Annotated in this window: 13 protein-coding genes; 10 read left to right on the forward strand and 3 right to left on the reverse strand. The window is 54.1% G+C overall.

Annotated features, from left to right (window positions below; genetic code table 11):
- Positions 1–233: 233 nt before the first annotated feature.
- The gene (locus ACM67E_RS07530; RefSeq protein ID WP_416190846.1) at positions 234–908 is read left to right on the forward strand and encodes a murein hydrolase activator EnvC family protein; all 675 of its coding nucleotides are present in this window, start codon (positions 234–236) and stop codon (positions 906–908) included.
- Positions 909–1,035: 127 nt separating this feature from the next.
- Here the strand turns inward: ACM67E_RS07530 and ACM67E_RS07535 are convergent, their stop codons facing one another.
- Both ACM67E_RS07535 and ACM67E_RS07540 read right to left on the reverse strand, forming a co-directional pair.
- A complete protein-coding gene (locus tag ACM67E_RS07535) occupies positions 1,036–2,043 on the reverse strand; it encodes a M48 family metallopeptidase (protein WP_416190847.1) in 1,008 nt (335 codons plus the stop codon).
- A gap of 7 nt (positions 2,044–2,050) precedes the next feature.
- Positions 2,051–3,172: a YjgN family protein gene (locus tag ACM67E_RS07540; protein WP_416190848.1), complete on the reverse strand. Its 1,122-nt coding sequence runs from the start codon at positions 3,170–3,172 to the stop codon at positions 2,051–2,053.
- 376 nt (positions 3,173–3,548) lie between these two features.
- On the opposite strand from ACM67E_RS07540, the gene ACM67E_RS07545 reads away from it, so the two are divergent.
- The 8 genes from ACM67E_RS07545 to ACM67E_RS07580 all read left to right on the forward strand — a co-directional run bounded on the left by ACM67E_RS07545 (position 3,549) and on the right by ACM67E_RS07580 (position 10,249).
- A complete protein-coding gene (locus tag ACM67E_RS07545; RefSeq protein WP_416190849.1) occupies positions 3,549–4,925 on the forward strand; it encodes an MATE family efflux transporter in 1,377 nt (458 codons plus the stop codon).
- A 117-nt stretch (positions 4,926–5,042) separates the two neighbouring features.
- Positions 5,043–6,080, forward strand: a complete 1,038-nt coding sequence (murB, locus tag ACM67E_RS07550; RefSeq protein ID WP_416190850.1) for a UDP-N-acetylmuramate dehydrogenase — start codon at positions 5,043–5,045, stop codon at positions 6,078–6,080.
- A 34-nt stretch (positions 6,081–6,114) separates the two neighbouring features.
- Positions 6,115–6,759: a TetR/AcrR family transcriptional regulator gene (locus ACM67E_RS07555; protein ID WP_416190851.1), complete on the forward strand. Its 645-nt coding sequence runs from the start codon at positions 6,115–6,117 to the stop codon at positions 6,757–6,759.
- Between the two features lie 86 nt (positions 6,760–6,845).
- Positions 6,846–7,451 (forward strand): TIGR00730 family Rossman fold protein, encoded by a 606-nt coding sequence (locus ACM67E_RS07560; protein ID WP_416190852.1) that lies wholly within the window; start codon positions 6,846–6,848, stop codon positions 7,449–7,451.
- Positions 7,444–8,220, forward strand: a complete 777-nt coding sequence (locus ACM67E_RS07565; RefSeq protein WP_416190853.1) for an SDR family oxidoreductase — start codon at positions 7,444–7,446, stop codon at positions 8,218–8,220. The genes ACM67E_RS07560 and ACM67E_RS07565 overlap by 8 nt, the downstream gene beginning before the upstream one ends.
- Positions 8,221–8,262: 42 nt before the next feature.
- Positions 8,263–8,832 carry a ubiquinone biosynthesis accessory factor UbiJ gene (locus ACM67E_RS07570; RefSeq protein ID WP_416190854.1) on the forward strand — a complete coding sequence of 190 codons (570 nt, stop codon included), beginning with the start codon at positions 8,263–8,265 and terminating at the stop codon, positions 8,830–8,832.
- Positions 8,833–8,867: 35 nt separating this feature from the next.
- Positions 8,868–9,758 carry an NAD(+) kinase gene (locus ACM67E_RS07575; RefSeq protein ID WP_416190855.1) on the forward strand — a complete coding sequence of 297 codons (891 nt, stop codon included), beginning with the start codon at positions 8,868–8,870 and terminating at the stop codon, positions 9,756–9,758.
- 308 nt (positions 9,759–10,066) lie between these two features.
- On the forward strand, positions 10,067–10,249 hold the full coding sequence (locus ACM67E_RS07580) for a hypothetical protein (RefSeq protein WP_416190856.1): 183 nt from the start codon (positions 10,067–10,069) through the stop codon (positions 10,247–10,249).
- Between the two features lie 169 nt (positions 10,250–10,418).
- On the opposite strand, the gene ACM67E_RS07585 is transcribed toward ACM67E_RS07580, so the two are convergent.
- Positions 10,419–11,579 (reverse strand): CdaR family transcriptional regulator, encoded by a 1,161-nt coding sequence (locus ACM67E_RS07585; RefSeq protein WP_416190857.1) that lies wholly within the window; start codon positions 11,577–11,579, stop codon positions 10,419–10,421.
- A 275-nt stretch (positions 11,580–11,854) separates the two neighbouring features.
- Here ACM67E_RS07585 and ACM67E_RS07590 point away from each other — a divergent pair, with 275 nt between their 5' ends.
- Positions 11,855–13,114: a GntP family permease gene (locus ACM67E_RS07590; protein WP_416190858.1), complete on the forward strand. Its 1,260-nt coding sequence runs from the start codon at positions 11,855–11,857 to the stop codon at positions 13,112–13,114.
- The last annotated feature ends 23 nt before the right edge of the window (positions 13,115–13,137 follow it).

A 13,137-nucleotide genomic window follows, 5' to 3' on the forward strand; every position in this document is an offset into this window, starting at 1 on the left:
AAATAAGTAAACAGAATGTTAAAACCATGGTTCATACGGACACTTTTACCGCATCCTTTTTTATGTTTCAAAACACGGCTCGAACCATTCCAAACAGCTAAAAGGCCGTCTGAAAAGATTTTCAGACGGCCTTTTAGCAATTTTTACCGCCATGCCGGCTCACGGCAAGGACATGCCGCACCCTGAAACACCGCCTTGGCGGACAAGCGGCGTATTTGGTATCCTTACGCCCTATGAATACACAACTGTCTACCCTTATCGCAAAGCACGGCAAAATCATTTTGCTTACCGGCATGACGGCACTTTTGGCCGCCTGCGCTTCCAACTCATCCAAGCCCGTTCCCGACGGCCATTACCGCGTCCAATCCGGCGACACCCTGTACCGCATCGCCAAGCGTTACGGCCAAAGCGTCAGCACTTTGGCAGCATGGAACAATCTTACCGATTCATCCAAAATCGAAGTCGGCCAAATATTGCGGGTGCGCCGCAATACTACCGCCAATCCTTCCGTTACCCGCTCGGTCACACCGGTTAACCGCTTGCAACTGCAATGGCCGGTCGATAACGGCAGCAACAGCATCATCGAACGTTACAACGGCGTGAGCAACAAAGGCATCGATATTTCAGGCCAGCTCGGGCAGACTGTCAAAGCCGCAGCCGACGGTAAAGTGCTGTATGTCGGTGAGGGTGTGCGCGGTTACGGCAAATTGATTTTGCTCAGCCACAATACTTCCACCCTTACCGCTTATGCGCATAACGACCATATTTTGGTGCAAAAAGACCAGACCGTGCGCGCCGGCCAGCCCATCGGCAACATGGGCAGCAGCGATGCCGACCGTGTGAAGCTGCATTTTGAAGTGCGGATTAACGGCAAAGCAGTTAACCCGATGGCTCATCTGCCGCGGTAAATCCATAAAATTCATCAAAGGCCGTCTGAAACGTCAAACTGCACCCCGAAGGGTGCAGTTTTCTTATGAGCCGATATGGTAGGACTTCGCAGCCGCTTCTACCTTATGATGCGCGGCAACTGCTTGGCTAGCGCGCAGTTTTTTGCAAATCCTCCACCTGCTTCACACGCTCCGCCGTCATCGGGTGGGTACTCAGCCAACCGCCGATACCGCCCTCTTCATGATCCGACTGCGCCTGCAGCCGCTCCAGGAACGCAGAAAAATGCTGCGGCGGCAGGTTCAAACGCTGAAGTTCGCCGACGGCATAGCGGTCGGCCTCCATCTCAAAGGCCTGCGAATATTGCGCACCCGCCAGCAACACCGGCAAAGTCGTCAGCAAATCGCTTGAATCGCCCGTCACCGCAATCATCAGCACGCCGATTCCGATGCCGCGCAATGCCTGCTGCAAGCTGTGTCGGTGAACCAAATGGCCTTGTTCGTGCGCCAGTACACCCAGGATTTCGTGGTCGTTTTCCGCCAAAGCCACCAATTCGTCGGTCAGTACGATGGTGTTATTCGGAATGGCAAATGCGTTCGCACCCATGTCGCCGCCTTTACGAAACAATAATTTGGCCGGCGTTTCAGGTTTGAGCTGCTGCCGGTACAAATCGGTAATCTGCTGTCTGCGTTTGGCTGAAAGCTTGCTGGGTTCAGTAATCTTGGTAATCATCTCTTCAGCCTGACCGCCCAAACTGTGCAGCGTATCGGCAGGCAGTCGGTGCGCCAGATGGTAGGACGCAGCCGGAATGCCCCACCGGTACACGCCGAACACCACCGCGACCACGACAACCAGCCCGACCGCCACCCATTTCCAGCTTTTCTCGAAACGGTTGACCTGCTTGAGCATGGTTTGGTTTTTTAAGCGCAGCCAATCGGGGACGTCGTGGCTGAGAAACTCAATCCGCGCGTCGTCAGGCAAATCAATCGCAGGCAATACGCCGCCTACACCGGCCATATAGGCCAAATCTTTGCGCGCATATTCGGCCGCACCGCCGTCAAACACCACACGGATGCCGTCTGAAACCGCATACAGCTCCGCCATACGCGCCGTGTTCAGACGGCCGTCGTAATAGCGCACTGTGATTTTTCCGCTCATCGCACCCTCACAAAGAAATATCGATGTCGAACACATCGGCGATTTCCTCGCCGACGGCGTTTACATCCTGCTGCGCTTCGTTCATCAAATCTTCGGGATTGTCCGCCGCATACACTTTCATCGTCTCGGCCTGATAACGGTAAAGCCGCACCACGCCCCACGGATGAAGCATACCCAGCGTGAACACGGTCGCCAGATAATTGGTAAATTTAATCCATGCGAACTTGGACGGTTTCAAATCCGTGGAAATACGGCTGTTGCCCACGCGCACATCCTGCCAAGTGGTTTGAAACAGATAGCCCTGCGTCAGCGGCACAAAATAACCCAGCATCACGATATATATCAGGCTGAAGATACTGCCCAACCAACCCGTTGCCATCTCCATATCGGCTTCGGACATATTCATACCGTTCGTGAACACACCACTCAAAATCATCACGACGACAACGGCAATTATCAACACGACCAGCATCAACAAATAAGGAATCAAAACCGCCGCATAAAAACCGCCTACTGAAGCCTTCAATTTAAACGGCAGATGACCGGCACGCAAATGGTCGATTTGATAAGATTTAAACCAATACAGAGCCAGCGGATACAGCAAGCCGAAGCTGAGCAATACCGCCAACGTGCATTTGACAAACAGCCAGTAAGTCTGCCCCATCGATGCGGAAAAATAAAAACGGCTGTTGCCGAACTTGGTATTTCGCGCCCGAAAACGCATGGTCGAGCGCACCAGCCACGGGAACACCGCCATCATGACCACGGACACGCCCAGCGTAATCATCGGATCGATTTCCGACACCAGCGAAAAAACGAAAAACAATACCAACGCGATAATCCGCCCCACCAGAATGCGCGTCGGCAGCGCAGTAAAATCAAAGCGGTAGCCGCCCAGTTCGGTGTTGCCGTAAAAATAGCGCAACCGACGCACTTTCGCCCACGGCGCGTAAAACGACAGCGTAATAATCGTCAGAAACAGGTTCACAATCCAAATTTTGAAATATTCGCCCGCATTGCCGAAAAACTGAAAACGCCATTCCTGCGGTTCAAAAACCGCTGCTTGCGTTTGCACGGGTACATCGGCAAACTGCGTCAAAGCCCCGTCCTGCTGCCAATCTGTATTCATACCGTTCTCTCGATTTAAATAAAAACGGCATTATAAAATAAAGGCTGTGTTTGAGTAATAAGTTGATAACTCGGATTACTTCATAATACCGTCATTCCCGCTCGGTCGGGAATGACCAAGCATGGCAAAACAGCCAATCCACTCAATATCCAAACTCAACCACAATAAAAAACACACCGGTCAAGATCAGGCCGTCTGAAACATGGTAATGCCTCGTCAAATCAGCCATCACGATGAAACTTTCCTGATTACGTTCAACTATTTTCAGACGGCCTCTTATCTATCCGCCCTGCCTGATTTAACCTATAATGAACCTTTTCCAATCTTTTGCGCCGTTTGAGTTTTCAGACGGCCTGTTTTATTTTTCCGTCATTTTATGTTTCTCGACATCAACCGCTATCCCTTCCCCGTGTTCAACAAAGAAATCCGCCATTTGGTGGTGCTGGCCGTACCCATGCTGCTGGCGCAGGTGGCGCAGGTTGGCATCGGTTTCGTCGATACCGTAATGGCCGGCGGTGCGGGCAAAGAGGATTTGGCGGCCGTGGCCTTGGGCAGCGGTGCGTTCGCCACGATTTTCATCACCTTTATCGGCATCATGACCGCGCTGAACCCCATCATCGCCCAGCTCAACGGCGCGGGCAAACTCAGCGAAGTCGGCGAAACCGGCCGTCAGGGACTTTGGTTCGGGCTGGCCTTGGGTGTGTTCGGAATGCTGCTGATGTGGGCGGTGATTGTGCCGTTTCAAAACTGGCTGGATTTGAGCGTTTACGTCGAAGACACGATGGCGCACTATATGGTGTTCACCGGCTTGGCCATGCCGGCGGCGATGGTGCACCGCGCGCTGCACGCCTATGCCTCCAGCCTCAACCGCCCGCGTGCGATTATGTGGGTGAGCGTGGCGGCGTTTTTCCTGAACGTGCCGCTGAACTATATTTTCGTGTACGGCAAATTCGGTATGCCGGCATTGGGCGGCGCGGGCTGCGGGCTGGCGACGGCTTTTGTGTTTTGGTTCAGCGCGGCGGCATTGTGGCTGTATGTCGCCAAGCAGCAGTATTTTAAGAAATTCGGCTTGACCGACACCTTCAGCAAACCGGATTTCGCCGCATTTAAAAACTTCTGGAAACTGGGCGCGCCCATCGGCCTGTCTTACTTTCTGGAAGCCAGCGCGTTTACCTTTATCGTCTTTTTGGTGGCGCGTTTGGGCGAAGATTATGTGGCGGCGCAGCAAGTCGTCATCAGCCTGACGGGGATTATCTATATGATTCCGCAAAGCGTCGGCTCGGCTTCGACCGTACGCGTGAGCTTTGCGCTCGGCCGCCGGCAGTTTGCCCGTGCGCGCTATATTTCGGGCGTATCGCTGATTTTGGGCTGGGCGTTGGCTGTGATGACCGCGCTGGCTTTGGTATCATTGCGCTTTCCGCTGGCGGGGATGTACACCGACGACGCAGCCGTTTTGAACATCGCGGCAGCGGTATTGCTGCTGGCCGCCCTGTTCCAACTGTCCGACTCGACCCAATGCATCGCCTCCTACGCCCTGCGCGGCTACAAAGTCACCAAAGTGCCGATGTTTATCCACGCGGTTGCCTTCTGGCTGTGCGGCCTGCTGCCGGGCTATGTACTGGCCTACCGCTTCGGCATGGGGCTGCACGGCTTTTGGACGGCATTAATCGTGTCGCTCACCATCGCCGCCGTTGCGCTGGTATGGTGTTTGGAGCTGTGCAGTAAGTCGTTCGTCAAATCTTATACCCGATAAATTTCAGACGGCCTCATGATTCCCGAGGCCGTCTGAAAACCGGATTGTCCTTTTATTCTGTATTTTTCAGACGGCCTTTTTTGTCCATGCCGTCTGAAACCTTTGTCAGGCTTTATCATGAAACCAAGCTATCAAACCGATCTGACCCCTTACAACACCTTCGGCCTTAAGGCCGCCGCACGTGCGTTTGTCGCCTTGGAACAGGCCGAAGACATCCGCGAAATCATCCGCCTGCCCGAATTCGACCGCGACAGCGTGTTATGGCTCGGCGGCGGCAGCAACATCCTGCTAATGGAAGATTATCCGGGTTTGGTCGTCCACATGGAAAACAAAGGCGTACGGGAAATTTCCCGTTCAGACGGCCTTGTGTACGTCGAGGCGCAGGCCGGGGAAATCTGGCACGAATTCGTGCTGCACACGCTCGACTTGGGCTTGAGCGGCTTGGAAAACCTGAGCCTGATTCCGGGAACGGTCGGCGCGTCGCCCGTGCAGAACATCGGCGCATACGGCTTGGAAGTGAAAGACGTGATTCACAGCGTGCGCTGCTTCGATTTGGATACCGAAACCTTCGTCGAATTGGGCAATGCCGACTGCCGCTTTGCCTACCGCGAAAGCCTGTTCAAGCAGGAAGGCAAAGGCCGGTATGTGATTGTGTCCGTTGTTTTTGCCTTAAAAGAACAATTTACGCCCAACCTAAAATACGGCGACTTGGCCGCGGCGGTCGCCGAAACCTGCGTGGGACGCAAACCCACGGCAAAAGACGTGTCCGCCGCCGTGTGCGCCATCCGCAACAGCAAACTGCCCGACCCGAAAATCCTCGGCAACGTCGGCAGCTTCTTCAAAAACCCAATTGTCGCTGCCGAACAAGCCGATTCGTTGTCAGCCCTCTATCCCGATATGCCCCGCTATCCGCAAGCCGACGGCACGGTCAAACTGGCGGCCGGCTGGCTGATCGACCAATGCCGTCTGAAAGGTTTCCGAACCGGCGGCGCAGCGGTGCACGACAAACAGGCTCTGGTGCTGGTCAATACGGGCAACGCCGCCGCCCAAGACGTTTACCGGCTGGCGCAGCACATTTGCCGCGCAGTAAATGAAAAATTTCAGGTACAATTACATGCCGAACCGAATTGGCTGCCGGTTTCATACGGCCTGTAACAAACCGCATCGAAGTTAACCAAGGAATCCGCCCGTGGCACGAGAAGCAAAAATCAACACCTACACACGCATCGTCAATGCCAGCCTCGTTTTGTTCAACGAAGAAGGCGAGCGCAACATCAGCACCAACCATATCGCGGCGCACTTGGGCATCAGCCCGGGCAATCTCTATTACCATTTCCGCAACAAAGACGAAATCATCATCCAGCTTTTCAAACGCTACAGCGAAGCCCTGCTGCAATACTTACAGGAAGCGGAGCTGCCCAAAGACGTCGCCGGCTCGATTGCCTACATGTCGGGCATCTATGACGTGATGTGGGAATACCGCTTTCTGTTCAGCGACGTGAATACCCTGTTGGCGCGCAGCGCGGAATTATTGGGCGAACACAATAATTTCACCCACGCCAAAGTCTCGCCGCTCTTGGTGAAGCTGCTGAACGAACTCAACGGCCACGGCATCATCCGCGCAGACAAAACCGCCATCGACGATTTGGCGGTCAATATGTGGATGATGACCAAATACTGGTTCGACTTCGACGGCTCGCTGCAAGGCCGCAACAAGCTGACCGAAGATTCCAAAGCCCGCGGCGTGCAGCGTTCGCTGAGCCTGTTGCGCCCTTACCTGCTGCCGGATCACATGGCCGAATTCGACCAAAAAATCAGCCATCTGCCGGTATAACCGGTTTGACTCATTCAGGCCGTCTGAAAAATAATCCGTTTATTTTTCAGACGGCCTCCGCTTTTGCCTTTTTACGAGAAAACGACATGAAAAACATCGCCGTTTATTGCGGTTCCAATTTAGGCGAATCCCCCGCTTTTTACCGCGCCGCCGAAGAAATGGGAAAAGTCATCGCCGAGCGCGGCAGCCGTCTGGTTTACGGCGGCGGCAGAATCGGCCTGATGGGCACGGTGGCCGATGCCGCTTTGGCACACGGCGGCGAAGTCACCGGCGTGATTCCGACCTTTTTACGCGAAAAAGAAGTCGCCCACCCGAATCTGACCGAACTGGTGGAAACGCCCGACATGACCGTGCGCAAGACCAAGATGATCGAATTGGCCGATGCTTTCGTCGCCCTGCCCGGCGGCATCGGCACTTACGAAGAATTGTTCGAAGTCTTGTCGCACGCCCAACTGCGCCTGCACGCCAAACCCATCGGCGTATTAAACGTCGAAGGTTTCTTTAATCCGCTGTTGACCCTGTTGCAGCAGACCGCCGCACAAGGCTTTATGCCTCAGGCCAACATGAATCTGCTGTGCGTGGCCGACAGTCCGTCTGAATTATTGGAAAAAATGGCGGCTTACCGGTTTATCGACGCGCCTAAATGGGTGCAGCCGGGCTGGCAAACACAAAGGCCGTCTGAAAATGGATAAAACCCTGCCCGATTGCGCCATTCTGGGCTTAGGCTATCTCGGCCGCCCTTTGGCGCAGAAACTCTACGAAAACGGCTGCGAAGTGGCCGCCGTCAAACGCCACCTCACTTCCGACGACATCAACCTGCCGATTTGGCTGGACACCGCCGATTTGAACCGGGCCGCTGTTTTTCAGACGGCCTTATGGCAGCATTGGCGTAACAAGCCGACCTGGTTCTGCCTGCTGCCGCCCTCCGCGCTCGACGATTATGTTTCCACACTGCAACAATGGTTGCGGCTGGCCGAATCGTTTGGCGTCAACCACATCATCTTTACCGGCAGCACCGGCGTGTACGGCGACGAAGTGCGCGAGTGCGACGAAACCAGCCCGATTTGTCCGCAAACCGACAACGCCAAGCAGATTGCCGCGGCGGAAGCCCTGTTTTTAAACAGCCGCATTCCCAACGTCGACATCCTGCGCCTGGGCGGCCTTTATTCCGCCGAACGCCACCCGGTTACCCGATTGCTTTTAAAGAAAAACATCGGCGGCGGCAGGCAGCCTGTGAACGTGGTTCATCAGGATTTGGCCGTTGCCGCGCTGTTTCAGACGGCCTTGAATCCCAACGGCAGGAGCATTAAAAACGTGGTCGAGCCGAACCACCCGAGCCGCGCCGAATTCTATGCCGCCGAAGCCGCCAAGCTCGGCCTGCCCGCGCCGGATTTCGACCCAGACGACCATCGCGGCGGCAAAATTGTAAATACCGTTTGCGCCTACGGCTTAAGCCTGTAAAATCAGCGTCTGTATTATTTTCAGACGGCCTCAGAGAAAACCATGTCCGCCCTCCTTCCAGTCATCAACCACCTGATTCAGCAAAATCCCGAGCATCAATACGATTTGGCCGGATTTGCAGGGAAAACCCTGGGCGTTCGGATTGCTGGTTTCGGCATTGTCGGCCGCATTTCCGAACAAGGTTTTTTGGAAACCGCACAAGACGCGCCCGATACCGAAATCACCTTCCGCAACAGCGCGGTTCAGAAAATCCTGCAAGGAAACCAACCCGGCGTAGGCGACATCGCCATCGACGGCGATTTGGTGTTAGGCATGTCGCTGCTGCCGATTTTCGGCGGCCTGCGTTACTACGCCAACGACGACTTAAGCCGCATTTTCGGCGATGCGGCCGCCGGCAGCATCGCCACCCGCGCCGCCGTCATCGGCCACACCGTCAAGCAAATCGGCAAAAGCATCGCCGAGCAGATCAGCGAGTTTTCGCGCGAACCGGAATCGCCCGTCATCGACCAAACCACGCTGGCCGCATGGATGGAAGAAGTCGACCGTCTCCGCGACGACGTCGACCGCCTGCACGCCCGCCTTGACCGTCTCGAACGCGACATCTGGCTTTGATTTTCAGACGGCCTCCCAACTCCCCATCATCCGCCATGAACAGCCCATTCCAAAACATCGGCATCGTTGCCCGCCCGAATACCCCCGAAATCCAAGAAACCGTACACACCTTGGTTGATTTTCTCTGCCAATCCGGTTTTACCGTCTATCTGGACGAAGCCGCGGTGACCGACCACAGCATTTTTGCCGACGACATTCCGCTCTGTTCCGCCTGCCCGAAATCCGACTTGGGCAAATATTGCGATTTGGTCATCGTTTTGGGCGGCGACGGCACCTTCCTTTCCGCCGCGCGCGAAGTCGCCGCACGCGGCATTCCGATGATCGGCGTCAACCAAGGCCACTTGGGTTTTCTGACCCAGATTCCGCGCGAACAAATGGTGCAGGAGCTGCTGCCGGTTCTGGAAGGCAAATATCTGCCGGAAGAACGCATTTTGCTGGAAGCCGATTTGGTTCGCGACGGAGAAATCATCCGCCGTTCGCTGGCTTTAAACGATGCCGTCGTATCGCGCGGCGGCGCGGGGCAGATGATTGAATTCGAGGTCTTCATCAATCAGGAATTTGTGTACACCCAACGTTCGGACGGCCTGATTGTCTCCACGCCGACCGGCTCGACCGCCTATGCCTTGGCCGCCGGCGGCCCGATTTTACAGGCCAACCTGCGTGCTTTTACGCTGGTGCCGATTTGCCCGCAATCCATGACCAACCGCCCGATTGCCGTGGCCGACACCAGCGAAATCGAGATTCTCATCACCAAAAGCGGCGACGCGCGCGTGCATTTCGACGGCCAGTCTTTCCACGACATCCAAAACCTTGACCGCCTGATTATCCGCCGCTACCACAATCCCCTGCGCGTGCTGCACACCACCGGCTACCAGTATTTCAAAACCCTGCGCCAAAAGCTGCATTGGGGCGAACAATTGGTTTAATGGCAAAAGGCCGTCTGAAAATATTCCGTTTTCAGACGGCCTTTAATTTAAATGGCTGTCGGCATTTTTGGGGAATAAACACGGAATCATCAAAAAGCGGACAGTTCTAAATAGGTTGGGTTGCAAAACCCAACAAAAACCGTGAATCCAAGAAGACGTTGGGTCATGACCCAACCTACAACTGCTCATGATACGGTTAAATTAAAAGAAATCGGGTTATTGCAATGGCAACCGAGCAATAATCGGGTTTTAATTTGACTTTACTTTACAAAAAACCTAAATTTATCATCAAATAATTGGAGATCTTTATGAACTTAGGATTGGTTTTTTTGATAATGGGAGCGGTATTTATCATTCTTGGCATGGTACTCAACAATAATATCCATTATTTAATCGGGATGCCTTGGATTATTATTGGACTATTTGTTTTTATTAAATATAAAGATAAAAAAGATGATGAATGGCATGATAATGACGGCCAATCATCATAATCAGGACTCGGCCAACCGTGCGGATGTTTGAAAAAGTTGAAACCGTCTGACAAGGCCGTCTGAAAAAGTTTTTCAGACGGCCTTTGTTTGATTTAAACGGCTGCGCCTGCATTTTTAGGAGGATAAATATGAAATCATCAAAACGCAGAAAACCGTTTAAAAACAGGCTTCACACCATATGTACCGCAATATAAAGCAAAAAGCGGTCGTCGGTTTGGTCGAGGTTCAGGCGGGTCAGTTCGGCGATTTTGTGCAGGCGGTATTCCAAGGTATTGCGGTGGATAAACAATGCCTTGGCGGTTTCCGCCGAATGCATGTTGTGGTTAAACCAAGCCAGCAGCGTTTTGGTCAGGAGTCCGTTTTTGTCGGCCTGCTTGAGTTTGTTGATCGTGCGTTCCAATTCGCGCCGCTGCCAGCCGTCTTTCAGCTGGTTGAGCAAAACCGGTAAAACCAGTTCCTGATAATTGTAGATGCGCTGCTCGGGAAAACGGTTTTTCCCCACCTGCAAAGTCGCGCTGGCAGTTTGGTAGGACAAGGCGATGCTGTTGGCCTCGGCGTCGCAGTCGGCAAAATAATTGCCCAAAGCGATGCGCACGTTCAGCGAGGTCTGCTCGCTCATGCGCGACACCAGCAGTTTCACCCGCTCCATATGGTTGTGCACGTCCCAGCGTCCGAGCGCGTCCAAGGCGGGCTTGAGAATGACGATTTGGGTCAGCGACAAAATCGCCACCAGATTGTCGCGTTCGGGATAATTCAGCAGGTTTTGCAGATTGTGCAATTCGTTGCTGATGGCCTCGATATTCAGATGGCCGGTATCGACTTCGATGATGCACACCACACGCGGCGTGGCCAAATCCACGCCCAAGCGTTTCGCCCATTCGTTCATCGACGGGGTGATTTTTTCCGATGAAATCAGGTTGAGAATCAGCTCTTCTTTCAAACGCGCATCCTGCGCCAGCATCTCGAACAGTCTCGCCTGTTCCAGCATCATTTCCGCCGTCATGCAGACCAGGCGGCCGAATTCGCGCAAATGGTGCGGATCGCCGGTCAGGCCGATTACCCCGACGGTCTCGCCGTCCAACCGCAACGGCAGGTTGATGCCCGGGCGGACACCGTGCAGGTTTTTGGTGATTTGGTCGTCAATATCGACAATACGCCCTTGCGAAAGCACCAACAGCGCGCCGTCATGTATTCCGCCGATGCGTTTCTCATCGCCGCTGGCGATAATCCTGCCTTTGATGTCCATAATATTGACGTTGCAGCCGATGATGTCCATCGTGCGCTCGACGATTTTTTGGGCAAGCTGCGTATTGAGCGTGTAAACAGACATGATGTTTTCTCTCTAAAATATAAAAACGCGGCGAGCCGTCTTCAACGTTTCAAACGGCGTTTTCCGCTTCAACCTGAAACAAACGCGGCTGTCATCCATTCATTTAGGGTATTGGAACTGTCCCGATGATTGTGCCACAGCCCATCCTACCTGAAACTGGAATTTTTTATAAAAAAACTTGCCAATGCTGCTTATTTTTCAGACGGCTGCACAAAGACTTGAAAAGTGCTTTCCGTCCATAATGACGCTGCATCTGAAAAACAAGGAGCTTGAATATGCCTGCCGTATCCGCGATCGGTGCACTCGTTGCCCTGGTTGTCGCCATCTTCCTGATTTTGAGAAAAGTCCCCCCCGCCTACGGCATGATTGCCGGCGCCCTTATCGGCGGTTTGGTCGGCGGGGCGAATTTGGCCGCCACGGTCAAGCTGATGATTGAAGGCGCGCAGGGCATCACCACCGCCGTGATGCGTATTTTGGCCGCAGGCGTATTGGCCGGGGTGTTGATTGAATCCGGCGCGGCGACATCGATTGCCGAAGCCATCGTCAAAAAACTGGGGGAAAACCGGGCATTGTTTGCCCTGGCTTTGGCCACCATGATTCTGACCGCCGTAGGCGTATTTGTCGATGTGGCCGTCATCACCGTCTCCCCGATCGCATTGGCATTGGCCAAACGCGTCGATTTATCCAAACCGGCGGTATTGCTGGCCATGATAGGCGGCGGCAAAGCCGGCAACATCATCTCGCCCAATCCCAATGCCATCGCCGCAGCGGATGCGTTTGATCTGACGCTGACCTCCGTAATGGCGGCCGGCTTCATTCCTGCGGTTTTCGGTTTGATTTTTACCTATTTCCTTGCCAAACGGCTGATTAACAAAGGCTCCCGCGTCAAAGCGGAAGAAGTGGTGGCAGAAAACACCAGCCGCTTGCCAAGCTTTGTTACCGCCATTTCGGCACCGCTGGTCGCCATCTTATTGCTTTCGTTGCGCCCCATTGCCGGCATCGCCATCGATCCCATGATTGCCCTGCCCGTAGGAGGTTTGGTCGGCGCCTTGCTGATGGGAAAAATCCGCCACGGCAACCAATACGCGGTCAGCGGTTTGGGAAAAATGGCACCCGTCGCCATCATGCTGCTGGGCACGGGCGCACTGGCGGGCATCATTGCCAATTCCGGCCTGAAAGATGTCTTGATTAACGGCTTGACCGCATCCGGTCTCCCTTCCTATATTCTCGCCCCGATGTCCGGTATGCTGATGTCGCTGGCCACCGCCTCCACTACCGCCGGCACAGTCGTCGCTTCCAACGTATTCGGCGGCACATTAATCGAACTGGGCGTCGCCGGTATTGCCGCAGCGGCCATGATTCACGTCGGTGCGACCGTACTCGACCATATGCCCCACGGCTCCTTCTTCCACGCCACTGGCGGCAGCGTCAATATGGATATTAAAGAACGTCTCAAACTGATTCCTTACGAAAGCGCCATCGGTTTGCTGATGACCATCATCTCCACTTTGATATACGGCGTGTTGAAATTCTAAGCCGATTTTCAGACGGCATGGCC

This window comes from Neisseria sp. CCUG12390 (genome assembly GCF_047837985.1).
Lineage (GTDB): Bacteria > Pseudomonadota > Gammaproteobacteria > Burkholderiales > Neisseriaceae > Neisseria.

Bases quoted from the DNA above. Each gene is read 5' to 3' on its own strand.
- ACM67E_RS07530 (WP_416190846.1), top strand. From the start codon at position 234: ATGAATACACAACTGTCTACCCTTATCGCAAAGCACGGCAAAATCATT.
- ACM67E_RS07535 (WP_416190847.1), bottom strand. From the start codon at position 2,043: ATGAGCGGAAAAATCACAGTGCGCTATTACGACGGCCGTCTGAACACG.
- ACM67E_RS07540 (WP_416190848.1), bottom strand. From the start codon at position 3,172: ATGAATACAGATTGGCAGCAGGACGGGGCTTTGACGCAGTTTGCCGAT.
- ACM67E_RS07545 (WP_416190849.1), top strand. From the start codon at position 3,549: ATGTTTCTCGACATCAACCGCTATCCCTTCCCCGTGTTCAACAAAGAA.
- murB (WP_416190850.1), top strand. From the start codon at position 5,043: ATGAAACCAAGCTATCAAACCGATCTGACCCCTTACAACACCTTCGGC.
- ACM67E_RS07560 (WP_416190852.1), top strand. From the start codon at position 6,846: ATGAAAAACATCGCCGTTTATTGCGGTTCCAATTTAGGCGAATCCCCC.
- ACM67E_RS07565 (WP_416190853.1), top strand. From the start codon at position 7,444: ATGGATAAAACCCTGCCCGATTGCGCCATTCTGGGCTTAGGCTATCTC.
- ACM67E_RS07570 (WP_416190854.1), top strand. From the start codon at position 8,263: ATGTCCGCCCTCCTTCCAGTCATCAACCACCTGATTCAGCAAAATCCC.
- ACM67E_RS07575 (WP_416190855.1), top strand. From the start codon at position 8,868: ATGAACAGCCCATTCCAAAACATCGGCATCGTTGCCCGCCCGAATACC.
- ACM67E_RS07580 (WP_416190856.1), top strand. From the start codon at position 10,067: ATGAACTTAGGATTGGTTTTTTTGATAATGGGAGCGGTATTTATCATT.
- ACM67E_RS07585 (WP_416190857.1), bottom strand. From the start codon at position 11,579: ATGTCTGTTTACACGCTCAATACGCAGCTTGCCCAAAAAATCGTCGAG.
- ACM67E_RS07590 (WP_416190858.1), top strand. From the start codon at position 11,855: ATGCCTGCCGTATCCGCGATCGGTGCACTCGTTGCCCTGGTTGTCGCC.